Below are 22,623 nucleotides of genomic sequence, written 5' to 3'. Positions count from 1 at the left end.
CGGCCGGGGCGGCGCCGGTCAGCCCAGGTGCTGGGCCAGGAAGGCCAGGGTGCGTTCGCGCGCCAGCTGCGCCGAGGGCGCGTGGTGGCTGCCGCGCTGGTCGCAGTTGAAGCCGTGGTGCGCCGGGTAGGTGTGCACCGTGACCTCGGGGTGGCGGGCGCGGAAGGCGGCCACCGTGTCCAGCGGAATCCAGGCGTCGTCCTCGGCGAAATGGGCCAGCACCGGGCAGCGCGGGGTGCGCGCGGCCTCGTCCGGCGTGGTCATGCCGCCGCCGTAGTACGGCACGGCGGCGGTCACACCCTGCAGCAAGCAGGCGCTGCGCCAGGTCAGCAGGCCGCCCCAGCAGTAACCCACCACGGCCACCCGGCCACCGCCCAGGCCGGCGGCGTGGTCCACCGCGGCCTGGAGGTCGGCCATCACGCCGGGGGCGGGCAAGGCCTCCACCGCCGTCTTGTGGGCAAAACCGGTCTGCATGTCGGCGTCGGTGTAGCCCAGTTCCACCCCGGGCTGCACCCGGTGGAAGGTGGACGGGGCCACCACCACGTAACCGGCGGCAGCGTAGCCGTCGGCCACCGAGCGGATGTGGGCATTGACGCCAAAAATCTCCTGCAGCACCACCACCGCGCCACGCGGCGCGCCGGCGGGCTGGGCCACATAGGCGGGGAACACAAAGCCGTCGGCGGCGGTCAGGTCGACAAAAGCACCCATGGTGTCGGACTCCTCTTGGTGTGTGGGGGGCAAAAAAAACAGCGCACAGCGTAGCGCAAATGCCCCCGAAAATCGCGGTCATGGACCTCAAACCCCTCATCACCCTGCTGGCCATCGTCAACCCGCTGGCCATCGTGCCGTTTTTCATCCACTACACGGTGGGGTTTTCCAACGCCCAGCGCCGGCGCACGGTGCTCATCTCGTCGGTCAGCGCCTTCGCGGTGATCGCCGCGTCGGCCCTGCTGGGCCTGCAGATCCTGGATTTTTTCAGCATCTCGTTGGCCAGTTTCCAGGTCGGCGGGGGCATGCTGCTGCTGAGCTCGGCGCTGGCCATGCTCAACGCCCAACCGGCCGAGGCCAAGACCAACCAGGACGAGGTGGACGACGCCTCCTCGCGCGCCTCGATCGCGGTGGTGCCGCTGACGATTCCGCTGCTGACCGGGCCGGCCACCATGTCCACCGTGGTGATTTACGCCGACCGCGCCATCACCTTCTGGCAGCACGCGGCGCTGGTGGGCTACGGCCTGGTGGTGGCGCTGGCCACGGCGGTGTGCTTCACCCTGGCCGAGCCGATCGCGCGGGTGCTGGGCAAAACCGGCATCAACGTGATGACGCGGCTGATGGGCCTGATCCTGGCCGCGCTGGCGGTGGAGGTGATGGCCACCGGCCTGACCCAGCTCTTCCCCGCGCTGGCGGGCTGAGGCTCAGTCGGCGTCGGCGTCCACCGGCTTGACGAAGGTGACCGGCACCGGCGCGCGCTCCAGCATGGCCTGCGACACCGAGCCCAGCCAGGCGCTGCGCACCCGGCCCTTGCCGTGGCTGCCCATGACCACCGCCTGGCAGCCTTCGGCCTCCAGCACTTCCAGCAGCATGGCCACCACGTCGCCGGTCACCACGGCTTCGGTGTGCGGCACGTGGGCGGCCTGGGCCAGCTTCACCGCCGGGGCCAGGGTGTCGCGGCCGGCGGCGTCGGCCACCTGGGCCAGGGCGTCGGCGTCGTGCAGGGTCACCAGTTCGTACACCGACGCGGGCTCCTGCACGTTGACCAGGACCAGTTCGGTGCGCAGGCCGGCCACGGCCAGCTGCACCGCGTGGGCCACCGCGCGCATCGACAGGTCGGACCCGTCCACGGGGATCAAGAGTTTCATCGCGTCGTCTCCTTGAGGCTGTCGGCGGCCGTCGCGGTCCGCCAGGGTGTGTTGCCATCATAGACCGGCGCCGGCCCCGCGCCCAGCGTGGGCCGCCACTTGCCGCGACAATGCGCGCATGAGCACCCCCGGCTACCACCTCGTCTTTTTCTGCATGGGCAACATCTGCCGCAGCCCCACGGCGCACGGCGCTTTCCGCCAGCGCCTGCGCGCGGCCGGATTGGAGCACCGGGTGCGCGTCGATTCGGCCGGCACCCACAACCACCACCCGGGCGCCGCGCCGGACCCGCGCACCCAGGCGCACGCCCTGCGCCGGGGGCTGGACCTGTCGGACCTGCGCGCGCGGCAGTTGGTGGCGGCCGACTTCGAGGAAGCCGACCTGCTGCTGGGCATGGACTGGGACAACCTGGCCCTGGCCGAAGCCATGGCCCCGCCCACAGCCGTGCGCAAGCTGCGCCGCCTGACCGAGTTCTGCCTGCGCCACACCGACCCGGTGGTGCCCGACCCGTACTACGGCGGCGCCCGCGGCTTCGAGCAGGTGCTGGACCTGGTGGAGGACGCCTGCGACGGCCTGCTGCGCCACGTGCAGCGCGAGCTGGCCCGCCGCGAGGCCGCCGGAGGCCGGGCATGAGCGGCGCCGCCGGGCCCCTGCAAGGCGTGAAGGTGCTGGAGCTGGGCCAGCTCATCGCCGGGCCGTTCGCGGCCAAAACGCTGGGCGACTTCGGCGCCGACGTGATCAAGGTAGAGCCCCCCAGCGGCGGCGACCCGCTGCGCCAGTGGCGGTTGCTGCGCGGCGGCACCTCGGTCTGGTGGGAAGTGCAGTCGCGCAACAAGCGCTCGGTCTGCCTGGACCTGCGCACGCCCGAGGGCCAGGCCGCGGTGCGCCAGCTGGCGACCGAGGCCGACGTGCTGATCGAGAACTTCAAACCCGGCACGCTGGAGCAGTGGGGCCTGGGCTGGGACGCGCTGCACGCCCTCAACCCGAAGCTGGTGATGCTGCGCCTGTCGGGCTACGGCCAGACCGGCCCCTACGCGCACAAACCCGGCTTCGGCATCCTGGGCGAGGCCATGGGCGGGCTGCGGCACCTCACCGGGGAGCCGGGCCGGGTGCCGGTGCGCACCGGCGTGTCCATCGGCGACTCGATCGCGGCGCTGCACGGCGTCATCGGCGTGCTGATGGCGCTCTACCACCGCGCCGCCCACGGCGGCCAAGGCCAGGTGGTGGACGTGGCGCTGTACGAAAGCGTGTTCAACCTGATGGAAAGCCTGCTGCCCGAGTACGACGCCTTCGGCGTGGTGCGCGAACGCGCCGGCAGCGCCCTGCCGGGCATCGCGCCGTCCAACGCCTACCGCTGCGGCGACGGCGCCTACGTGCTGATCGGCGGCAACGGCGACAGCATCTTCAAGCGGTTGATGCAGGCCATCGGCCGCGCCGACCTGGCCGACGACCCCGACCTGGCCCGCAACGACGGCCGCGCCCGCCGCGCCGCCGAGCTGGACGCCGCCATCGAGGCCTGGACGCAGCAACGCTCGGTGGACGAGACCATCGCGGCGCTGGACGCGGCCCAGGTGCCGGTGGGCAAAATTTACACCGCCGCCGACATCGCCCACGACCCGCAGTACCTGGCGCGCGAGATGGTGGTGCCCAGCACCGCGCGCGACGGCAGCCCGCTCAAGGTGCCGGGCATCGTGCCCAAACTCAGCGCCACGCCCGGGCGGCTGCGCCACCCGGCACCGACCCTGGGCGAACACACGCCCGAGGTGCTGGCGGCCCCCGCCTGGCCCGCCCGCGACCCGCAACCCCACCCCACGCCCGACATGCCCGCCACCCACGACGACACCCTGGACCGCCTGACCAACCTCGAAATCAAGGCCAGCCTGGGCGACGACTGGCTGGAGCGCCTGAACGAGCAGGTGTACCGGCAGCAGTTGCAGATCGAACGGCTGCAGCAGGAAGTGGCCCGCCTGGCCGAACGCCAAGCCGAGGCCGCGCCGCCCGGCTTTCGCAGCCTGCGCGACGAGCTGCCGCCGCATTACTAAGCGGTGGCCACGGCCTCACACCGGGGGTTGAAACAGGGCCAGCAAGGCCAGGCAGCCGTCGGGGTCGTGCTGGAAGGCGGTGGGCCAGGACGGGGTGTTCATCAGGTGCGAAAACCCGGGCGTGGCCCGCACCGCCGGGTCGGAGAGGTTGCGGAACCCCATCGACCAGTCGGGGAACAAGCGCTGTTCGGCCTCGCCTTCCAGCAGCACCAGGGTGCGGGTGTGGCGCGGGTCGCGCTCGATGGTGTGGAACAGGCCACGCACCGCCTCGCGCTCGCCTTCCAGCAGCTGGATGAAGTCGCCGTCCCGGTACAACAGCAGGCCGGAAATGCCCAGCCGCTGGTTCTTTTCACGGGCCCGGGTCAGCAGCGCAAGCAGCGCGTCCGCGTCCAGGGGCGCGGTGGCGGCGCTGACGTACACCATGCGGTAAACCATCGTCGCAGGTCCCCGGCGCTCAGGCGCAGCTCAGGTCGGGCTCGGGCAGCGACTCCAGGCCCGGGCGGGCCAGCAGGTAGCCCTGGAACAGGGTCACGCCCATCTGGCGCAGGGTGTCCAGCTCCCCGGGCCGCTCCACCCCTTCGGCCACCACCTTGCAGCCCAGCGCCAGGCAGGTGCCGATCACCCCGCTGACGATGGCACGCCGCACCTTGTCGCGGTCGATGTCGCGGGTCAGGGCCATGTCGAGCTTGACCAGGTGCGGCTGGAAGTCGGCCAGCAGGTTCAGGCCCGAATAGCCGGCCCCGAAATCGTCGATGGCCGTCAGAAAGCCGCGCTGCTGGTAGTCCTTGATGATGCGCAGGGCGTGCGCCGGGTTCTGGATTTTTTCCGATTCGGTCAGCTCGAAAATCAGCCGTTCCGGCGGAAAACCCACCTTGTGGGCGGCGGCCAGCGTCAGGCGGATGCAGGTGGCCGGCTCGTACACCGCGTTGGGCAGGAAGTTGATGGACAAATGCGTGTCCATGCCCAGGCGCTGCGCGGTTTCTATGGCCAGCACGCGGCAGGTCTGGTCGAAGGCGTACAGGTCTTCCGGTTTGACGGCGCCCAGCACCTCGGCGGCCGAAGCGCCGTTGGCCCCACGGACCAGGGCCTCGTAGGCAAACACGGTGCGCGCATCGATGTCCACGATGGGCTGGAACGCCATCTTCAGGGGCATGGCAAAGGGCCGGGTGTCGCGGCAGTGGATGCAACCCTTCACGTCCTGGTCGGCGTCGGCAAAAAAACGGGACAAATACATCTCACCACCCCCGGCCGCCATTTCCGGCACAGCCACAACACAGCATCGACGGCCCCAACGGCACCCACAATGGGCAGACATGTCAGTTATGCAGACTGGACCATGTCCCTCGTCGGGTCAGGATACACGATATCGGGGGTTGATGGTCTGAAGGGGCACCGCCCGGGTGCAGGCCGCCTCATAATGGAGCAACACTCTGAGGGGCTCCCTTGCACGCATCCATCGACACCCACGGCCTGGCCGAACAGTACCGGCGCGGCGACCGGCTGATGCTGCTGGCCCTGCTGCTCTACGGCCTGACGGCGCTGGGCATCCTACTGGTGTTCGAGCGCCCCGGCCTGAGCCTGCCCCAGGGCGTGCTGTGGACCCTTGGCCTGGCCTTGCCGGGCCTGCTGGGCGCGGTGCTGGCCCAGGGCAGCCTGGCCTCGCGATTGGCGATGGCGTTTTCGCTGACGGCCCTGGTGGCCCTGCAGATCCAGGCCAGCGCCGGGCTGCGCGAAACCCACTTCGGCGTGTTCATCACCCTGGCGCTGCTGCTGGTGTACCTGGACTGGCGCCCCATCGTCTGGTCGGCGGCGCTGTTTGCGCTGCACCACCTGGGCTTTGACCGGCTGCAGGCCGCCGGCTGGGACCTGTACTGCCTGAGCGAGCCCGACCTGGGCCTGATCGTGGTGCACGCGGGCTACGTGGTGGCCCAGACCGCGTTCGAGGTGTACTTCGTCACCGGCCTGGCGCGCAGCGTGCGCAACAACGCCGAGGTGGCCCAGCTGGCCCAGCGCATGCAGGACCCGACCCACATCGTGCTGCGCGTCAGCGACCTGGCCGTGCAGGCCCCGCTGGCCCAGGAACTCAAGGTGGTGCTGGCCCGCACCGCCGCTGCGGTGCAAACGGTGCGCGCCGCCGCCCAGGACATCCAGACCGCCAGCGGCGAAATCGCCAACGGCAACCAGGACCTGAGCCACCGCACCGAACAGACCGCCAGCCACCTGCAACAGGCCGCCAGCAGCATGGAAGCCCTGACCCGCATGGTGCGGCAGAGCACCGAAGCGGCGCGCCAGGCCGACGGCATGGCGCGCAGCGCCGCCGAGGTCGCGGTGCGCGGCGGTGGCGTGGTCAACCAGGTGGTCAGCACCATGGACGTGATCTCCGACAGCAGCCGCCAGATCGCCGACATCATCGGGGTGATCGACGGCATCGCCTTCCAGACCAACATCCTGGCGCTGAACGCGGCGGTGGAGGCTGCGCGCGCCGGCGAACAGGGGCGCGGCTTTGCGGTGGTGGCCGGCGAGGTGCGCACCCTGGCCCAGCGCAGCGCCCAGGCGGCCAAAGAGATCAAGGACCTGATCAACGCCAGCGTGGCCAACGTGGAGGGCGGCAGCGCCCTGGTGCAGCAGGCCGGCAGCACGATGCAAGAGGTGGTCCGGAGCGTGCAGCAGGTCAGCGCCATCATCGCCGACATCAGCCACGGCTCGGTCGACCAGAGCGAGGGCCTGGCCCAGATCAGCGAAGCGGTGAACCGCCTGGACCAGATGACCCAGCAGAACGCCGCGCTGGTCGAAGAAAGCGCCGCGGCCGCCGCCAGCCTGCACGCCCAGGCCGAGCGGATGGCGCAGGCGGTCGAGGTTTTCCGGCTTTAAATCCACTCCCACCATGTCTGTCACCACCCCCCTCCCGCGCAGCGTGGCCTGGCTGGGCCACGGCGGCCTGCTGCCTTTCGTCGCCCTGGCGGGCCTGGTCGCCCTGGACCCGTCCCGGCAGCCGTTGTGGACCCTGGCCCTGGTGGCCTACGGCGCCGTCATCCTGAGTTTTGTGGGGGCGCTGCATTGGGCGTTTGCCATGCTGCTGCCCGATCTGCCCGCCGCCACCCGCGGCCGACTGTACACGTGGAGCACCCTGCCGGCCTTGGTGGGGTGGGTCGCCGTTTGGCTCGGCTGGCCGCTGGCGGTGGCCTGTCTGGTGCCCGGCCTGGGGCTGCACTACCTGCAGGACCGCCGCCTGGCCGCGCACACCGCGCTGCCCGCCTGGTACCTGCCCCTGCGCGGTCGGCTGACCGCCGTGGCCTGCATCGCCCTGACACTGGCCTGGCTGGCGACCACACTGGGCTGACTGGCGGCGAGCGCCGGCTCAGGCGGCGGCGGGGTCGGGCCGGCGGGTGATGTGCTCGGCAAAGTTCAGCAGCAGCCGCAACCCAGGTGACAGGGCGCCGTCGCCCCCCCGGCGCGCGGCCAGGGCCTGGCGCAGCCCCTCCAACCTGTCGCCGGGCAGCCCGGAAATGTCGGCCAGGCCCAGGTCCCAGTCGTCAAAATAACGCCGGTCGGTCTCGCCCTGCACGTGGACGTACAGGTGGCGGTGCAGGCCGGAGCGGCGCACCCGTTCCATCACGCGCTCCAGCCCTTGCGCCGGCCCTTCGAGGTACTGGAAAAAATTGCCGTCGTGGTAGAGCAAGAGCCCGGTCACGCCGACCTCGCGGTTGAAGGCCTTGGCACGGGCCACCAGCGCCGCCAGTTCGTCCGCGGTCAGGGGCTGTACCGCGTGGCTGTCGTAGGTCAAGGCCATCAGCCGCGCGGGATCGGGCGCCACCACCGGCCCCGGCGCGGCCGGCGCGGCGGCCTGCTCGGGCAAGGTGGCGCGGGGCAGCTCCACCCAAAACTCCGACCCCACGCCCTCGGTGCTGCGCAAACCCATGTCGCCGGCCATCTGCCGGGCGATGCGACGCGCCAGCGTCAGGCCGATGCCGGTGCCCCCGACTTCGCCCCCCTCGGCCGCGCCGCGCTGGAAAGGCTCGAACACCGCGGCCAAGTGCTGGGGCGCGATGCCGTGCCCGGTGTCCTGCACCGACAGCCGGACCCGCCCACCCGGCCTTTCGGCCGCGCACACAACCACGTGTCCGCCGGGGCGGTTGTATTTGATGGCGTTGGAGAGCAGGTTTTGCAGCACCTGGTGCAGGCGTTGCGGGTCGGCCAGCACCCCCAGGCGGGGCACCTGGGACCGCATCGCCACCCGGCGCGCGTCGGCCAGGGGCGCCAACTGCCGCAGGCCGGCCTCGACCGCGGCCTGCAGGTCCACCGGCGCGGGCTGCAGCGCCGCATGCCCGGCTTCCAGCTTGTTCAGGTCCAGCAGCTCGTTGATCAAAGACAGCAACTGCTGCCCGGCTTTTTCGATCTCCCCCACGCTGTCGGCCTGCGAAGGGCTCAGGGGCTCCAGCCGCAGCAGTTGGGTGAAGCCCAGGATGGCGCTCATCGGCGTGCGCAGCTCGTGGGACACCGACGACAAGAACTCGCGGCTCACCGCCCCTGTGCTCTGGGTCAGGGGCTGGGTCGGATGGCGTTCGGTGCGCCTGGCGCGCGTGGGCGGGGAAGACATGGCGAGACCTTTCTGCGCGTCGTGGACGGGCCAACACAGCGGTTCGCGGGCCCGTCACCGCGACGAACACCCCATCCCGGCCAGCCCGGGCGCCTCCCCACCTCGGTCCATCCTACCCCGCAACGGGCCCATGCACAAGCGCGGTGCGCGCATCGACTTGAACAGACGCTGCAGAAATTCGACAAAAACATCCCCAATCCATGCCCGACCAACCACAGACCAAGACTTGTTTTTTCAAATCTTGGCTCATCTGTTGTTTGCAAGCATTTCTATCTGTATGAAACCGTAGCAATCTACTAAAGCTGCCCTTAGACTCGGGGCATGACCGCCGCCACGACCGACACCGACCCCCAGGCCGCCCTGGCCGATGCGGCGCGCCTGGAGGTCCGCGCACAGCTCGACCCCTCGCCCGCCGAGGCGTGGCCCGCGTTGCGTCGGCGCCTCGCCATGCTGCTGCAGGAGGGGGCGCAGGCCAAGGACTTCCGCAAGCGGCTGGCCTTCATCGAAGCCGGGGTGCGCCTGACGCTGGAAGGGCAGGAGGACGACAGCCTGTTCGTGCTGGTGCAAATGCTGTCCGACCGCAGCTACGGCTACTGCGCCACGCACGCGCTGACCTCGGCCATCACCTGCCTGATGCTGGCGCCGCTGGCCAAGCTCGACACGGCGGACACCGACGCCCTGCTGCGCGCGGCGCTGACCATGAACATCGCCATGGCGGCCATGCAGGACCAGCTGGCGATCCAGATCCAGCCGGCCTCGGAAGCACAGAAGCAGATCATCCTGCAGCACCCCTCGCAAGGCGTGGAACTGCTGCGCCAACTGGGCGTGGACGACGCGCGCTGGCTGGGCCTGGTGGCCGACCACCACGAGGCACCCGACGGCAGCGGTTACCCGCTGGGCAAAAGCACGCTGGACACCGCGCAACAGCTGCTGCGCATGGCCGACATCTTCATCGCCCGCATCAGCCCGCGCGTCAGCCGCCGCGGCCTGATGCCCAATGTCGCGGTGGGCAACCTCTACCTGGAAGCGCAGGCGCAGTCGAATTCGCTGGGCGCGCTGTTCGCCAAGCAGATGGGCATGTACCCGCCCGGCACCTACGTGCGGCTGAAAAGCGAAGAAACCGCGGTGGTGGTGCGCCGCGGTGAGCGGGTGAACACCCCGGTGGCCTTGGCCATTGCCGACCCCGACGGCCTGCCCCTGACCACGCCGCGCAAGCGCGACACCCAGCAGCCCGGCTACAGCGTGCAAAGCCCGGTGGCCCCCGAAGACGTGAAGATCCGGCTGGACAAGGCCCGGCTGCTCAAACGCCTCTGACGGCCCAGGCCCTCACCAGGCGCCCCAGGTGCCATGGCCGGCCATGCCCTCGTGCAGCAGCTGGCCGTCGCCCCGGCGCACGATGGCGTTCATGCCGAAGGTGACGGCCCCCATCAGTCGGCGGTCCTGGCGGTAGCCGTGCAGCAGCTGGCCCACGGCGCTGCCGCGCTCGGCGGTCTGTGGGTCCACATCGGGCATGGTGCAGCGGGCGCAGGGCTTGACCGGCTGCAGCCACACCGCCGGCCCAGGCTCCGCGCCGTCGGGCAGCTGGGCGTGCAGGTGGATGTCGGCCAGGCGGTCCTCGTCGTGCGCCGCCAGCCCGCCGAGCACCAGGTTGGGCCGGAACCGCTCCGGCCCCAGGGGTGGCAGGCCCAGCAGCGCCAGGCGTTCGTTGGCCTCGGCCAACGAGGCGCTGGACAGCACCAGCAACGGAAAGCCGTCGCTGAACTGGTTGGGCGCCTCCACACCGCCGGTCCAGGCCGGGGCCGACAGGCGGCGCACGTCGGGGTCAAAGCGCACCAGCCGCAGGCCCGCCTGCAGGCCGTGGGGCGCGCCCGGGGCCAGGCATTCGGTGAACCACTGGGCCGCCAGGTCGCCCATGTCGTAGGCGTCCACCTCGTCGTCCCACACGCGCACGCGGCGTGGGTGGCCGGCCGCGTCCAGCGGCAGTGGCAGCACGCGCATGCCAGGGGCCTGCAGTTCGAGCCGCCCCAGGTGAAAGCGCGGGCGGATCAGCGCCATGCGCGGCAGCTCCCGCTGCGACACGAATTCGCCCGTGGCGTCCACCAGCATCCAGGTGCGGTCCCACTCCAGGCCCGTCTCCAGCAAGGGCACGCTGTGCAGGCGCAGGCCGGCGCAGCTTTTCACCGGGTAGGTCCAAAGCTGCTCCACGGTCAGGGGCAAAGGGTCGTCGGAAAAGGCCATGGCGGGCTCCTGCGGGCGGTCCGGCCCCATTGTGCACGGCCCGGCGGGCTTGCTCCTACAATTTCCGCATGAGCAAAAAGTACGACGTGGCCATTCTGGGCGCCGGCGTGGTGGGGCAAACCCTGGCCCTGCTGCTGGCGCGCGACCGGCTGCGGGTGGCGCTGGTGCGCCGCGAACTGCCGGCCCCGCCCGCCCCCGACATCCGCGCCTACGCGCTCAACGCCGCGTCCCACACCCTGCTGGACGGCCTGCGCGTCTGGCCGGCCACGACCACCGACGGCGCCCCCGCCGCCACCCCGGTGCGGCACATGTGGGTGGCCGAGGCCGGCCGCGAGCGCCCGGCGGCCGTGCGCTTCGACGCCGCCACCGCCCCCCTGGCCTGGATCGTGGACGTGCCGGCGCTGGAAACCACCCTGGCGCAGGCCGTGGGCTTCCAGCCCGGCATCGACCTGCTGACCGAACGCCCCGCCGCCGCCCTGACGGTGGTGAGCGAAGGCAAGCGCAGCGCCAGCCGCGACGCGCTGGGCTTTGAATTCGACGTGCGGCCCTACCCCCACACCGCGGTGGCCGCGCGGCTGCGCACCGAGCGCCCCCACGGCGGCGTGGCGCGCCAGTGGTTCCACCAGGGCGAGGTGTTGGCCCTGCTGCCGCTGGACGGCGACGGGGGCCATGCGGTGGCCCTGGTGTGGTCGGTGCCGCACGAACGCGCCGCGCAGCTGCGGGCCCTGCCGCCCGAGGGCCTGGCCGCGGCCGTGGCCCAGGCCTGCGACCACGCCCTGGGCGCCCTGCAACCCCTGGGCCAGTCCGCGGGCTGGCCGCTGGAACTGTCGCGTGCCCGGCGCTGGGTGCAACCCGGCCTGGCCCTGGCCGGCGACGCGGCCCACGCCATGCACCCCTTAGCCGGTCAGGGCCTCAACGTGGGCCTGGCCGACGCCGCTGCCCTGGCCCGCGTGCTGCGCGAACGCGAATACTGGCGCGACCTGGGCGACCTGAAGCTGCTGCGCCGCTACGAGCGCGCGCGCCAGGCCGACGTGACCGCCCTGTCCTGGGTCACCGACGGCCTGTTCGGCCTGTTCGGCCATACCGACAGCCGGGTGCAGGCGCTGCGCCGCTGGGGCCTGCTCGGCTTCGACCGGCTCGGCGCGCTCAAGCAATGGACGGCGCAGCAGGCCATGGGCCCCACCGGGCCCGCGACCCCCTGAGCCAGGAACCAAACCGCCGCGACTGCGGCCTAACCGGACAGCCCGGCGCCTGGCGCGCCCTCCCCCACCCCCTTCCTGGATTCCCCATGAACCTGCTGAACCGCCTGGCCCGTCCCCTGGCCGCCCTGTGCCTGCTGGCCACCGCCCTGAGCGCGACCGCCAACGAAGCCGCCATCCGCAAAAACCTGGCCGAACGCCTGCCCAACCTGCCCCGCATCGACGAGGTCCGCGCCACGCCCATGAAAGGCCTGTTCGAGGTGCGCATCAACCAGAGCGACCTCCTCTACACCGACGCCGAAGGCAACTACCTGATCCAGGGCGCCCTGATCGACACCAAGGCCCGGGCCAACCTGACCGAACAGCGCCTGGACAAGCTCACCGCCGTCGCCTTCAAAGACCTGCCGCTGAAAGACGCCTTCACCCTGGTGCGCGGCAACGGCCAGCGCAAGATGGCCACCTTTGTCGACCCGAACTGCGGCTTCTGCAAGCGCTTCGAAAAAGACATCGCCAAGATCAACGACGTCACCGTCTACGTGTTCCTCTACCCCATCCTAGGCCAGGACTCGGTGACCAAGTCGCAGAACATCTGGTGCGCCAAAGACAAGGCCAAGGCCTGGGAAGACTGGATGCTGCGCAACGTGACCCCACCCAGCGCCAGCTGCGACACCGCCGCGCTGGAGCGCAACGTGGCCTTCGGCCAGAAGACCCGCATCACCGGCACGCCCACCACTTTCTTCGTCGATGGCACCCGCGTGCCCGGTGCGGCCGGCGCCGACAAGATCGAACAGGCCCTGGCCGCCGCGAAATGAAGCCCGCCGCTGCCCGGCGCCCGGCCCACGCCGCCGTTCGCTACCGCGTGGCGGTGCGCGACCCGCACACCCACCTGTTCGACGTGACGCTGGAGCTGGACCACCCGGCCCCGCGCCAACGCCTGAGCCTGCCGGTGTGGATTCCGGGCAGCTACCTGGTGCGCGAGTTCGCCCAGCACCTGCAGGACCTGCAGGCCAGCGCCGACGGCCAGCCCCTGGCGCTGCAACAGACCGCCAAGAACACCTGGGAAGCGCGGCCACCGGCTGGCTGCGCCACGCTCACCCTGCGCTACCAGGTCTATGCCTTCGACGCCTCGGTGCGCACCGCCTTCCTGGACCAGACCCGCGGCTTCTTCAACCCCACCAGCCTGTGCCTGCAGGCGGATGGGCGCGGCGACGAAACGCACGACCTGGAGGTGCTGGACAACGCCCACACCGCCGGCTGGCGCCTGGCCACCGCCCTGCCCGCCCGGCGGGTCCAGCCCAACGGCTTTGGCCTGTACCGCGCGGCCGACTACGACGAACTGGCCGACCACCCCGTTGAGCTGGGCACCTTCTGGAGCGGCGCGTTCGAGGTGCGCGGCGTGCCGCACCGCTTCGTCGTCAGCGGCGCGCCCGCGGGCTTCGATGGCGAGCGCCTGTTGCGCGACACCCAGCGCATCTGCGAAGCCAACATGGCGCTGTGGCACGGCCCCGCCGGCCCCGAAGGCCAGGGCACACCGCCGTTCGACCGCTACCTGTTCCTGCTGCACGCCAGCGCCGACGGCTACGGCGGCCTGGAGCACCGCCAGAGCACCGCGCTCATCTGCCAACGCGGCGACCTGCCGCTGCGCCCCGACAGCGCCGACGCCACCGTCCCCAAGCTCAAGGCCAGCGATGGCTACACCACCCTGCTCGGGCTCATCAGCCACGAGTACTTCCACACGTGGAACGTCAAGCGCCTGCGGCCGCGCGAATTCGCCCGCTACGACTACGGCCGCGAGAACTACACCGAGCTGCTCTGGTTCTTCGAGGGCTTCACCAGCTACTACGACGACCTGCTGGTCCACTGCGCCGGCCTGATCGACGAAGCCACCTACCTGCAGTTGCTGACCAAAACCGTCAACCAGGTGCTGCAAACCCCGGGGCGGCGGGTGCAAAGCGTGGCGCAGGCCAGCTTCGACGCCTGGGTCAAGTACTACCGCATCCAGGAAAACACGCCCAACGCCACGGTGAGCTACTACACCAAGGGCGCCCTGGTGGCCCTGTGCCTGGACCTGACGCTGCGCGCCGAAGGCCGCACCACGCTGGACGCGGTGATGCGTGCCCTGTACGCGCGCTGCGACGGCGGCCCGATGCGCGAGGCCGACCTGCGCAAGGTGCTCAAACGCCTGGGTGGCCGGCCCTTCGACGCCGAACTGGACGCCTGGGTGCACGGCACCGCCGACCTGCCGCTGGACACCCTGCTGCCCGCCCACGGCGTGCACTGGCACGCCGACCCTGCGCCGCTGGCCCAGCGCCTGGGCGTGCGGGTGGGCGAACAGCAGGGCCTGGTGCTGAAAAACGTGCTGCGCGGCGGTGCCGCCGAAGCCGCGGGCCTGGCCGCCGGCGACGAATGGCTGGGCCTGGAAACCACCGCCGCCGACGGCAGCACCCAGGCCTGGCGCGTGCGCAAGCTGGACGAGGTGGCCCTGCACGCCCGTGGCGCGCAGCGCTGCGTCGCCCTGGTGGCGCGCGACGGACGGCTGCTGCGCTGTCCATTGGACTGGCCCGCGCCGGCCACGGTGGTGCGGCTGTCGCGCGCCAGCGTCGGCGCCGACGACACGCCCCGCCGCTGGTTGGCGGAGTGACGCCACGGCCCGGGTCGGGCCGTGCGCCCCCGGCTCAAGCGCCCCGGAACACCGGGGCGCGTTTTTCCAGGAAGGCGTTGACGCCCTCGAAGTAGTCGTGGGTGCGGCCCAGCGCGGTCTGCAGGTCGCGCTCCACGTCCAGGTGCTGGTCGAAGCTGCGGGTGCCGGCCTCGCGCAACAGCGCCCGGGTGGCGACCAGGGCCTGGGTGGGCATGGCCGCCAGCTTCTGCGCCAGCGCCAGCGCCTGGGCCACCGGGTCTTCGGCCACGTCCCAGACCAGGCCCCATTCCTTGGCCTGTGCGGCCGGCAGCTTGTCGCCGGTCATGGCCAGCGCCAGCGCCCGGGCCAAGCCCAGCCGCTCCACCAACAGCCAGCTGCCACCGGCGTCCGGGATCAGCCCGATTTTGCTGAACGCCTGCACGAAGCTGGCACCGGGGGCGGCCACCGCGATGTCGCAGGCCATGGCCAGCGAGGCCCCGGCCCCGGCCGCCACGCCGTTGACCGCCGCCACTGTGGGCATGCGCAGGTTCATGAAGGCGCGCGCGGTGGGGTTGAAGTAGCCGTCGATCACCGGGCCGGGGCTGGCCCGCTCCAGCAGGCCCTCGCCCGGGGTGAAGTCCAGCTCCGACAGGTCCAGCCCGGCACAGAAGCCGCGACCGGCGCCGGTCAGCACCAAGGCACGCACTTGCGGGTTGTCGCTGGCGCGCTGCAGCGCGGCCTGCAGCGCCACGTGCATGGCGCGGGTGAAGCTGTTGAGCGCCTGCGGCCGGTTCAGGGTGACCAGGGCCACGGCCCCGTGTTCGGCGTAGAGGATGCTGTCGTCGGTGTCGGTCGTCATGGACGGGTCTCCTGTGTGGGTTCAGCCGGCAATCTACCGCATTGCGCGGGGACTGGGGGCGCCCACTCGGCGCGCAGGCCCGGCGCGGCAGCATTTGTGCCCTGCGCGACCGCCGTTGTGCCCAGGCAGGCGCTATAGTTTGAAACCGATCCATTCCCACCCCGAGAGAGACACGCATGAGCACCACGCCCGAAATGATCCAGGTCCGCACCGAAGGCCGCGTCGGCATCGTCACGCTGCACCGCCCCAAGCAGCTCAACGCCCTGAACGACCAGTTGATGGACGAGCTCGGTGCCGCGCTCAAAGCCTTCGACGCCGACGACGACATCGGCTGCATGATCGTGACCGGCAGTGAAAAAGCCTTTGCCGCCGGCGCCGACATCGGTGCCATGGCCCGCTACACCTTCGCCGACGTGTACAAAGGCGACTACATCACCCGCAACTGGGAAACGCTGCGCAGCATCCGCAAACCGGTCATCGCCGCCGTCAGCGGCTTTGCCCTGGGCGGCGGCTGCGAACTGGCGATGATGTGCGACTTCATCATCGCCGCCGACAACGCCAAGTTCGGCCAGCCGGAAATCAAACTGGGCGTGATCCCCGGGGCCGGGGGCACCCAGCGCCTGCCGCGCGCCGTGGGCAAGGCCAAGGCCATGGACCTGTGCCTGACCGGCCGCCTCATGGACGCCACCGAGGCCGAGCGCGCCGGTCTGGTCAGCCGCGTGGTGCCGCTGGACAAGCTGATGGACGAGGCCCTGGGCGCGGCGCTGACCATCGCCGGCTACTCGCAGATCGCGGTGATGGCGGCCAAGGAAACCGTCAACCGCGCCTTCGAGGGCCCGCTGGCCGACGGCATGATGTTCGAGCGCCGCATGTTCCACGCCCTGTTCGCCACCGCCGACCAAAAGGAAGGCATGGCCGCTTTTGTGGAAAAACGTCCGGCGGTTTTCACGAACGCTTGATCGGGCGCGATTTTTTGGCCTATAATCTTTGTCTTCAGGCTCTTTAGCTCAGCCGGTTAGAGCGACGGAATCATAATCCGCAGGTCCCCTGTTCGAATCAGGGAAGAGCCACCAAACAAAGAAAAACCCAGCATCCCCGATGTTGGGTTTTTTTTCGGCCCCTCGGCGCAGGACATGAAACCATTGCCCCACCCGATCCGCACCGAATGCCCGCCCGGCGCCTGTGTGTGCGACCGGGACGCGCTGCTGGCCGAACCCGGCGCCGACCTGCGGGTGATGCGCCTGACCCGGGAAGAGGAAAAACGCCTGCTGCAACGGCTGGAAAACCTGAGCAGCCTGGACGACCTGCGCCACCTGCAAGTGCGCATGCAAGAACAACTGGGCATCCGCCTGAGTCTGGGCCCCGGCCCGCACGAGGTGCGCAGCCTGCGCGGCATTGTCATCCTGGTGCACGAACAGCGCGGCCTGTGTCGCAAGACGCGCCAGAACATCCCGGCCGCCATCAAGAAAAGCATGGAGCAGCGGCCCGAGATCGCTTACGACCTGCTCAACGAGGACGGGCTGTTCGGCGGCCTGTGAACACGGCCCCGTGTTCAGTCGGTGACGTCCACCCACCACAGCCGCAGGCGCATGCCCCACTCGGTGGTGTAGCCCACCGTGGGGGTGCGGACCCTGCCGTGGCGGTCCACCACCAGAAAGCCGGGCACGGCCGACATGCCGTGCGCCCGGCTGACCTGGGCCGCGGGGTCGATGACCGCGTCCCATGACAGGCCGCGGCGCTGCAGCACCCGTGCCACGGCGGCCGCGTCGCCCGACTGCATGGCCACGGTCAGCACCGGCCAGTCACGCTGCAAGCGGGTGATGCCGGCTTCTTCGGTGCGGCAGATCGGACACCACTCGGCCCAGAAATGCAGCGCCACGGGCCGGCCCGGGTGCCGGGCGCGCCATTCGGACAGCGTGGTCGTCGACAAGCGGCCGTCGCGCTCCAGCACCGCCAAGGCCAGGTCCGGGGCAGGACCTGGCGGCACGTGGCGCGTTTGCCAGAGCTGCACGCCGGCCAGCACCGCAACGACCAGGGCGGCGTTGCCCAGGTGGCGCAGCCAACGCGGACGCGGGCCTGAAATCCATCGTGGAAAGCGAAGCGACACAAACAAAAAGGCCCTCGTTACCGAGGGCCTTCAGACAAGCCTAAGCTTGATTTATTGGTTGCGGAGGCAAGATTTGAACTTGCGACCTTTGGGTTATGAGCCCAACGAGCTACCAGGCTGCTCCACTCCGCGTCAAGACAGTTATTGTAGCACGATTTATTCGGCTGCTGCAACTTCTTCGGCAGAAGTTGTTTCGGCGCGGTCCACCAGTTCGACCAGGGCCATCGGGGCGTTGTCGCCCACGCGGAAACCCATCTTCAGGATGCGGGTGTAGCCACCCGGACGCGCCTTGAAGCGCGGGCCCAGTTCGTTGAACAGCTTGACCACCACGTCGCGGTCGCGCAGGCGGTCAAACGCCAGACGGCGGTTGGCCAGGGTGGGTTCCTTGGCCAGGGTGATCATGGGCTCGACCACGCGACGCAGTTCCTTGGCCTTGGGCAGGGTGGTCTTGATGACTTCGTGCGTCAGCAGCGAGTTCATCATGTTGCGCAGCATCGCCAGGCGGTGCGAGGTGGTGCGGTTGAGTTTGCGAAGTCCGTGTCCGTGACGCATGGTGTGTTCCTTTCAAATAATCGCCGGTGGCCGTGTCAGGTACCGCCGGGTGTCAGGGGCTTACAAAAAACGGTTCAGTGCTTTTCCAGGCCGGCGGGCGGCCAGTTTTCCAGCTTCATGCCCAGCGTCAAGCCGCGCGAAGCCAGCACCTCCTTGATTTCGTTGAGCGACTTGCGACCCAGGTTCGGGGTCTTGAGCAGCTCGTTCTCGGTGCGCTGGATCAGGTCACCGATGTAGTAGATGTTTTCGGCCTTCAGGCAGTTGGCCGAACGCACGGTCAGTTCCAGCTCGTCCACCGGGCGCAGCAGGATCGGGTCGAACTGCTGGGCACCGCGGGCCGGGGCGGCGCCCAGCTCGAACGCGTCGGCGCCTTCCAGTTGCGCGAACACAGCCAGCTGTTCCACCAGGATCTTGGCGGCGGCACGCACGGCTTCTTCCGGACCCACGGCACCGTTGGTCTCGATGTCCATGACCAGCTTGTCCAGGTCGGTGCGCTGCTCCACACGGGCGTTTTCCACGGCGTAGCTCACCCGCTTGATCGGGGAGAACGACGCGTCCAGCACGATGCGGCCGATGGAACGGGTCGCTTCGTCACCGCGGCGCAGGTTGCCGGGCACGTAACCGCGGCCCTTTTCGACCTTGATCTGCATGTCCAGCTTGGCACCGGGGGCCAGGGTGGCGATGTGGTGGTCCGGGTTCAGGATCTCCACGTCGTGCGGGGTCTGGATGTCGGCCGCGGTCACCACGCCTTCGCCGTCTTTGCGCAGGCTCAGGGTGACTTCGTCGCGGTTGTGCAGTTTGAACACCACGCCTTTGAGGTTCAGAAGGATGTGCACCACATCTTCCTGGATGCCGTCGATGGACGAGTACTCGTGCACCACACCGGCGATCGTCACTTCGGTCGGGGCATGGCCCACCATCGAGGACAGCAGCACACGGCGCAGGGCGTTGCCCAGGGTGTGGCCGTAACCACGCTCGAAAGGCTCAAGCGTGACTTCGGCGCGGTTCGCCGACAGTTGCTCGACGTTGATGTTCTTCGGTTTGAGCAGGTTATTCAGCATTCGGACTTCCTTCAATACCCTCGGCTCGTTACACCGATAAGGCCGATGGAGCACAAAATCCCAGACACCGCCAACGGCAGCGTCTGGGCTCTAGGGGGATGACCCGCGATCAACGCGAGTACAGTTCGACGATCAGGGATTCGTTGATGTCGGAACCGAATTCGTCACGGTCCGGGGCCTTCTTGAAAGTGCCTTCGACCTTGTCGGCGGCGACTTCCACCCAGGCGGGGAAACCGATCTGCTTGGCCAGCTCCAGCGCTTCTTTGACGCGGGCCTGACCACGGGACTTTTCGCGCACGGCGACCACGTCACCGGCTTTGACCAGGTAAGACGGGATGTTCACGCTCTGGCCGTTGACGATGATGCCTTTGTGCGACACCAGCTGACGGGCTTCGGCACGGGTGGAGGCAAAACCCATGCGGAACACCACGTTGTCCAGGCGGGACTCGAGCAGGCTCAGCAGGTTAGCGCCGGTGTTGCCACGGCGGCGGTCGGCTTCGGCGAAGTAGCGGCGGAACTGGCGCTCCAGCACGCCGTAGATGCGCTTGACCTTCTGCTTTTCGCGCAGTTGCAGACCGAAGTCGGAGGTGCGCTGACCCGAGGTGCGGCCGTGCTGGCCGGGCTTGGAGTCGAACTTGGCCTTGTCGCTGATCGAGCGGCGGGCGCTCTTGAGCAGCAGGTCGGTGCCTTCACGGCGGGAGAGTTTGGCCTTGGGGCCGAGGTAACGTGCCACGTGGGTGTCCTTCAGTCAATCTGCCGCAGCCGTTTGCTGCGGGAGCCGCCCCACTTGCAGGAGGCGGCGGTGGTCTTAACAACAAAGCCACTGCGTTGGAACGCAGCGGCGTTGGCAAAAGCCTGAGATTCTAGCACTCGGCACCACACGGTGCCAAGCATCCTCAGATGCGACGGCGTTTCTGGGGACGGCAGCCGTTGTGCGGCACCGGGGTCACGTCGGCGATCGAGGTGATGCGGATGCCCAGGGCGCCCAGGGCGCGCACCGAGGATTCGCGACCCGGACCCGGGCCCTTGATCTCGACGTCCAAGTTCTTGATGCCCTGTTCGATGGCGGCACGGCCGGCCACTTCGGAAGCCACCTGGGCCGCGAAGGGGGTCGATTTGCGCGAACCCTTGAAGCCCTGGCCACCCGACGACGCCCAAGACAAGGCGTTGCCCTGGCGGTCGGTGATGGTGATGATGGTGTTGTTGAACGAGGCGTGCACGTGGGCAATGCCGTCGGCAATGTTCTTGCGGACTTTCTTGCGCACGCGGGCGGCGGCGCTGGATTGTTGCTTGGCCATAACTGTCCTTTAACGGATTATTTCTTCAGCGACTGCGCTGCCTTGCGCGGACCCTTGCGGGTGCGGGCATTGGTCTTGGTGCGCTGACCACGCACGGGCAGGCCGCGGCGGTGACGGAAACCGCGGTAGCAACCGATGTCCATCAAACGCTTGATGTTCATCGTGGTCTCGCGACGCAGGTCGCCTTCGATGGTGAAGGTGTTGACCTGGTCACGCACCTTTTCGAGTTCGGCGTCGCTCAGATCCTTGATCTTCTTGTCGAAGGCGATGCCACAGGCTTCGCAAATCTGGCGGGCGCGGGTGCGACCGATGCCGAATATGGCCGTCAAGCCGATTTCGGCGTGCTTGTGCGGCGGAATGTTGATACCTGCAATACGTGCCATGGTGGTCCTCTAAACGTGTCAGCCTTGACGCTGCTTGTGTCGCGGGTCGGTGCAGATGACTCGCACGACGCCATGGCGACGGATGATCTTACAGTTGCGGCACATTTTCTTGACCGAAGCCGAAACTCGCATGTTTCTCTCCTAGATAAATCTCAAAACTCTACACTTGCTGCGGAAGACCCGCTTCCCACGTCTGGCGCAACGCCGCGCTGGGAACATCACATACCGGGATTCGCCTTGAAATTGGCTTTCTTCAGCAGCGATTCGTACTGTTGCGACATCACGTAGTTCTGCACCTGGGCCATGAAGTCCATGGTGACCACCACGATGATCAGCAGCGAGGTGCCCCCGAAGTAGAACGGCACGTTGTACTTCAGGATCAGGAACTCGGGCAGCAGACACACCAGCGTGATGTAGATGGCACCGGCCAGCGTCAGACGCAACAGGATCTTGTCGATGTGGCGGGCCGTCTGGTCCCCCGGGCGGATGCCCGGAATGAACGCACCGCTCTTCTTCAGGTTGTCCGCGGTTTCGCGGCTGTTGAACACCAGTGCGGTGTAGAAGAAGCAGAAGAAGACGATGGCCGCCGCGTAGAACGCCACGTAGATCGGCTGACCGGGCGACAGCGCCGCGGCGATGTCGCGCAACCAGCGGGTCGCATCCCCGGTGCTGATCCAGCTCACCAGCGTGGTCGGCAGCAGGATGATGGACGACGCGAAGATCGGCGGGATCACGCCGGCCATGTTCAGCTTGAGCGGCAGGTGCGACGACTGACCGCCGTACACCTTGTTGCCCACCTGACGGCGTGCGTAATTCACCAGGATCTTGCGCTGACCGCGCTCGACAAAGACCACGAAGTAGGTCACCAGCACCACCAGGACCACGATCAGGATCGAGACCAGGATGTTCATGGCGCCCGTGCGCACCAGTTCCAGCAGGCCGCCCACCGCACTCGGCAGGCCGGACGCGATACCGGCAAAGATCAGGATCGAAATGCCGTTGCCCAGGCCACGCTCGGTGATCTGCTCGCCCAACCACATCAGGAACATGGTGCCGGCCACCAGGCTGACCACCGCGGTGAAGCGGAAGCCGAAACCGGGGTCGATCACCAGGCCGGCCGAACCTTCCAGGGCCAGGGCAATACCCAGGGCCTGGAAAATGGCCAGCGCCAGCGTGCCGTAACGGGTGTACTGGGTGATCTTGCGCCGACCGGCCTCGCCTTCCTTCTTCAGTGCGACGAACGTGGGGACCACGTAAGTCATCAGTTGCATGATGATCGATGCCGAGATGTACGGCATGATCCCCAGCGCGAAGACGGTGAAGCGGGACAGGGCACCCCCCGAGAACATGTTGAACAGGTTCAGGATGCCGCCCTGCTGCCCCTTGAACAGCTGTTCAAGTTGCACCGGGTCGATGCCGGGCACAGGGATGTGTGCACCGATGCGGTAGACCACCAAAGCCAACAACAGGAACACCAGCCGGCGACGGAGGTCACCGAACTTGCCTGTTTTGGCCAGGGTTGCTGCGTTTGTGGCCACGAGCGTTTCCGAGTGGGTCCGGATCAGGCCAGCGTGCCGCCGGCTGCCTCGATGGCGGCCTTGGCGGCGGCGGTGGCGCCGATGCCGTTGAGCTTGATCGCCTTGGTCAGTTCACCGGTCTTGACGACCTTGACGTTCTTGGCGATCGCACGGATCAGACCGGCTTGCTTCAGCAGCAGCAGGTCGACTTCGGCGGCGCCCAGGACTTCCAGATCGGCCAGGGTCACTTCGTCGTTGAACTTCAGGTTCGCCGACTTGAAGCCACGCTTGGGCAG

Annotated in this window: 27 protein-coding genes, 2 tRNA genes and 1 pseudogene; 13 read left to right on the top strand and 17 right to left on the bottom strand. The window is 68.8% G+C overall.

Features of this window, described 5'->3' with window-relative positions; all coding sequences use genetic code 11:
• Nucleotides 1-18: 18 nt before the first annotated feature.
• A complete protein-coding gene (locus tag HA630_RS18310; RefSeq protein ID WP_166836574.1) occupies nt 19-708 on the bottom strand; it encodes a dienelactone hydrolase family protein in 690 nt (229 codons plus the stop codon).
• A gap of 80 nt (nt 709-788) precedes the next feature.
• On the opposite strand from HA630_RS18310, the gene HA630_RS18305 reads away from it, so the two are divergent.
• Nucleotides 789-1,409: a MarC family protein gene (locus HA630_RS18305; protein WP_166836573.1), complete on the top strand. Its 621-nt coding sequence runs from the start codon at nt 789-791 to the stop codon at nt 1,407-1,409.
• Between the two features lie 3 nt (nt 1,410-1,412).
• On the opposite strand, the gene HA630_RS18300 is transcribed toward HA630_RS18305, so the two are convergent.
• Complete coding sequence (locus tag HA630_RS18300; protein ID WP_166836572.1) at nt 1,413-1,856, bottom strand: universal stress protein; 444 nt, start codon at nt 1,854-1,856, stop codon at nt 1,413-1,415.
• 118 nt (nt 1,857-1,974) lie between these two features.
• Here HA630_RS18300 and HA630_RS18295 point away from each other — a divergent pair, with 118 nt between their 5' ends.
• The 3 genes and pseudogenes from HA630_RS18295 to HA630_RS23825 all read left to right on the top strand — a co-directional run bounded on the left by HA630_RS18295 (nt 1,975) and on the right by HA630_RS23825 (nt 3,896).
• Nucleotides 1,975-2,487 carry a low molecular weight protein-tyrosine-phosphatase gene (locus HA630_RS18295; protein ID WP_166836571.1) on the top strand — a complete coding sequence of 171 codons (513 nt, stop codon included), beginning with the start codon at nt 1,975-1,977 and terminating at the stop codon, nt 2,485-2,487.
• A pseudogene (locus HA630_RS18290) lies at nt 2,484-3,623 on the top strand (CaiB/BaiF CoA transferase family protein); the annotation flags it as partial. The gene HA630_RS18295 and the pseudogene HA630_RS18290, both read left to right, overlap by 4 nt.
• A 51-nt stretch (nt 3,624-3,674) precedes the next feature.
• Complete coding sequence (locus tag HA630_RS23825; protein ID WP_166836634.1) at nt 3,675-3,896, top strand: SlyX family protein; 222 nt, start codon at nt 3,675-3,677, stop codon at nt 3,894-3,896.
• Nucleotides 3,897-3,911: 15 nt separating this feature from the next.
• Here HA630_RS23825 and HA630_RS18280 read toward each other — a convergent pair whose 3' ends face one another.
• Entirely contained in the window at nt 3,912-4,331 is a 420-nt protein-coding gene (locus HA630_RS18280) for a BLUF domain-containing protein (protein WP_166836570.1), read from the bottom strand.
• Between the two features lie 19 nt (nt 4,332-4,350).
• Complete coding sequence (locus HA630_RS18275; RefSeq protein WP_243855516.1) at nt 4,351-5,124, bottom strand: EAL domain-containing protein; 774 nt, start codon at nt 5,122-5,124, stop codon at nt 4,351-4,353.
• 215 nt (nt 5,125-5,339) lie between these two features.
• Between HA630_RS18275 and HA630_RS25690 the strand changes: the two genes are divergently transcribed.
• Nucleotides 5,340-6,767 (top strand): methyl-accepting chemotaxis protein, encoded by a 1,428-nt coding sequence (locus HA630_RS25690; protein ID WP_305792627.1) that lies wholly within the window; start codon nt 5,340-5,342, stop codon nt 6,765-6,767.
• A 13-nt stretch (nt 6,768-6,780) separates the two neighbouring features.
• Nucleotides 6,781-7,236, top strand: a complete 456-nt coding sequence (locus HA630_RS18265) for a DUF3429 domain-containing protein (RefSeq protein WP_166836569.1) — start codon at nt 6,781-6,783, stop codon at nt 7,234-7,236.
• Between the two features lie 18 nt (nt 7,237-7,254).
• On the opposite strand, the gene HA630_RS18260 is transcribed toward HA630_RS18265, so the two are convergent.
• On the bottom strand, nt 7,255-8,493 hold the full coding sequence (locus HA630_RS18260; protein WP_166836568.1) for an ATP-binding protein: 1,239 nt from the start codon (nt 8,491-8,493) through the stop codon (nt 7,255-7,257).
• 321 nt (nt 8,494-8,814) lie between these two features.
• Between HA630_RS18260 and HA630_RS18255 the strand changes: the two genes are divergently transcribed.
• Nucleotides 8,815-9,807: an HD-GYP domain-containing protein gene (locus tag HA630_RS18255; RefSeq protein ID WP_166836567.1), complete on the top strand. Its 993-nt coding sequence runs from the start codon at nt 8,815-8,817 to the stop codon at nt 9,805-9,807.
• A gap of 12 nt (nt 9,808-9,819) precedes the next feature.
• On the opposite strand, the gene HA630_RS18250 is transcribed toward HA630_RS18255, so the two are convergent.
• A complete protein-coding gene (locus HA630_RS18250) occupies nt 9,820-10,731 on the bottom strand; it encodes an MOSC domain-containing protein (protein WP_166836566.1) in 912 nt (303 codons plus the stop codon).
• 68 nt (nt 10,732-10,799) lie between these two features.
• Here HA630_RS18250 and HA630_RS18245 point away from each other — a divergent pair, with 68 nt between their 5' ends.
• The 3 genes from HA630_RS18245 (at nt 10,800) to HA630_RS18235 (ending at nt 14,571) form a co-directional block, all read left to right on the top strand.
• The gene (locus HA630_RS18245; protein ID WP_166836565.1) at nt 10,800-11,933 is read left to right on the top strand and encodes an FAD-dependent monooxygenase; all 1,134 of its coding nucleotides are present in this window, start codon (nt 10,800-10,802) and stop codon (nt 11,931-11,933) included.
• Nucleotides 11,934-12,019: 86 nt separating this feature from the next.
• Nucleotides 12,020-12,742: a DsbC family protein gene (locus HA630_RS18240; protein WP_166836563.1), complete on the top strand. Its 723-nt coding sequence runs from the start codon at nt 12,020-12,022 to the stop codon at nt 12,740-12,742.
• Nucleotides 12,739-14,571 carry a M61 family metallopeptidase gene (locus HA630_RS18235; protein WP_166836561.1) on the top strand — a complete coding sequence of 611 codons (1,833 nt, stop codon included), beginning with the start codon at nt 12,739-12,741 and terminating at the stop codon, nt 14,569-14,571. The genes HA630_RS18240 and HA630_RS18235 overlap by 4 nt, the downstream gene beginning before the upstream one ends.
• Before the next feature lie 34 nt (nt 14,572-14,605).
• On the opposite strand, the gene HA630_RS18230 is transcribed toward HA630_RS18235, so the two are convergent.
• Nucleotides 14,606-15,409, bottom strand: a complete 804-nt coding sequence (locus HA630_RS18230) for an enoyl-CoA hydratase-related protein (RefSeq protein ID WP_166836559.1) — start codon at nt 15,407-15,409, stop codon at nt 14,606-14,608.
• A gap of 176 nt (nt 15,410-15,585) precedes the next feature.
• Between HA630_RS18230 and HA630_RS18225 the strand changes: the two genes are divergently transcribed.
• From HA630_RS18225 to HA630_RS18215, 3 genes are all read left to right on the top strand, one after another.
• Nucleotides 15,586-16,368, top strand: coding sequence for an enoyl-CoA hydratase (locus tag HA630_RS18225; RefSeq protein WP_166836557.1), 783 nt, complete (start codon nt 15,586-15,588; stop codon nt 16,366-16,368).
• 37 nt (nt 16,369-16,405) lie between these two features.
• Nucleotides 16,406-16,482: transfer RNA gene (locus tag HA630_RS18220), tRNA-Met, on the top strand.
• 60 nt (nt 16,483-16,542) lie between these two features.
• The gene (locus HA630_RS18215) at nt 16,543-16,947 is read left to right on the top strand and encodes a hypothetical protein (protein WP_166836555.1); all 405 of its coding nucleotides are present in this window, start codon (nt 16,543-16,545) and stop codon (nt 16,945-16,947) included.
• Nucleotides 16,948-16,961: 14 nt separating this feature from the next.
• On the opposite strand, the gene HA630_RS18210 is transcribed toward HA630_RS18215, so the two are convergent.
• From HA630_RS18210 to HA630_RS18165, 10 genes are all read right to left on the bottom strand, one after another.
• Complete coding sequence (locus HA630_RS18210) at nt 16,962-17,516, bottom strand: redoxin domain-containing protein (protein WP_371809286.1); 555 nt, start codon at nt 17,514-17,516, stop codon at nt 16,962-16,964.
• A gap of 55 nt (nt 17,517-17,571) precedes the next feature.
• Nucleotides 17,572-17,648 (bottom strand) — tRNA-Met (locus tag HA630_RS18205).
• Nucleotides 17,649-17,672: 24 nt separating this feature from the next.
• Nucleotides 17,673-18,068, bottom strand: coding sequence for a 50S ribosomal protein L17 (rplQ, locus tag HA630_RS18200; RefSeq protein ID WP_166836553.1), 396 nt, complete (start codon nt 18,066-18,068; stop codon nt 17,673-17,675).
• A 74-nt stretch (nt 18,069-18,142) separates the two neighbouring features.
• A complete protein-coding gene (locus HA630_RS18195; protein ID WP_166836551.1) occupies nt 18,143-19,129 on the bottom strand; it encodes a DNA-directed RNA polymerase subunit alpha in 987 nt (328 codons plus the stop codon).
• A gap of 109 nt (nt 19,130-19,238) precedes the next feature.
• On the bottom strand, nt 19,239-19,862 hold the full coding sequence (rpsD, locus tag HA630_RS18190; protein ID WP_166836549.1) for a 30S ribosomal protein S4: 624 nt from the start codon (nt 19,860-19,862) through the stop codon (nt 19,239-19,241).
• Nucleotides 19,863-20,025: 163 nt separating this feature from the next.
• A complete protein-coding gene (gene rpsK / locus HA630_RS18185) occupies nt 20,026-20,427 on the bottom strand; it encodes a 30S ribosomal protein S11 (protein WP_166836547.1) in 402 nt (133 codons plus the stop codon).
• Between the two features lie 17 nt (nt 20,428-20,444).
• Complete coding sequence (gene rpsM, locus HA630_RS18180) at nt 20,445-20,810, bottom strand: 30S ribosomal protein S13 (RefSeq protein ID WP_101049642.1); 366 nt, start codon at nt 20,808-20,810, stop codon at nt 20,445-20,447.
• Between the two features lie 18 nt (nt 20,811-20,828).
• Complete coding sequence (gene rpmJ, locus HA630_RS18175) at nt 20,829-20,942, bottom strand: 50S ribosomal protein L36 (RefSeq protein WP_072242940.1); 114 nt, start codon at nt 20,940-20,942, stop codon at nt 20,829-20,831.
• 86 nt (nt 20,943-21,028) lie between these two features.
• Entirely contained in the window at nt 21,029-22,348 is a 1,320-nt protein-coding gene (gene secY, locus HA630_RS18170; protein ID WP_166836546.1) for a preprotein translocase subunit SecY, read from the bottom strand.
• A 23-nt stretch (nt 22,349-22,371) separates the two neighbouring features.
• A partial coding sequence (locus tag HA630_RS18165) for an uL15 family ribosomal protein (protein ID WP_243855514.1) occupies nt 22,372-22,623 on the bottom strand: 252 nt, incomplete at its 5' end.

The sequence above is a fragment of the Aquabacterium sp. A08 genome (genome assembly GCF_011742065.1).
The sequence above is the reverse complement of the archived record's forward strand: the minus strand, read 5'-3'. Positions and strand labels throughout refer to the sequence as shown.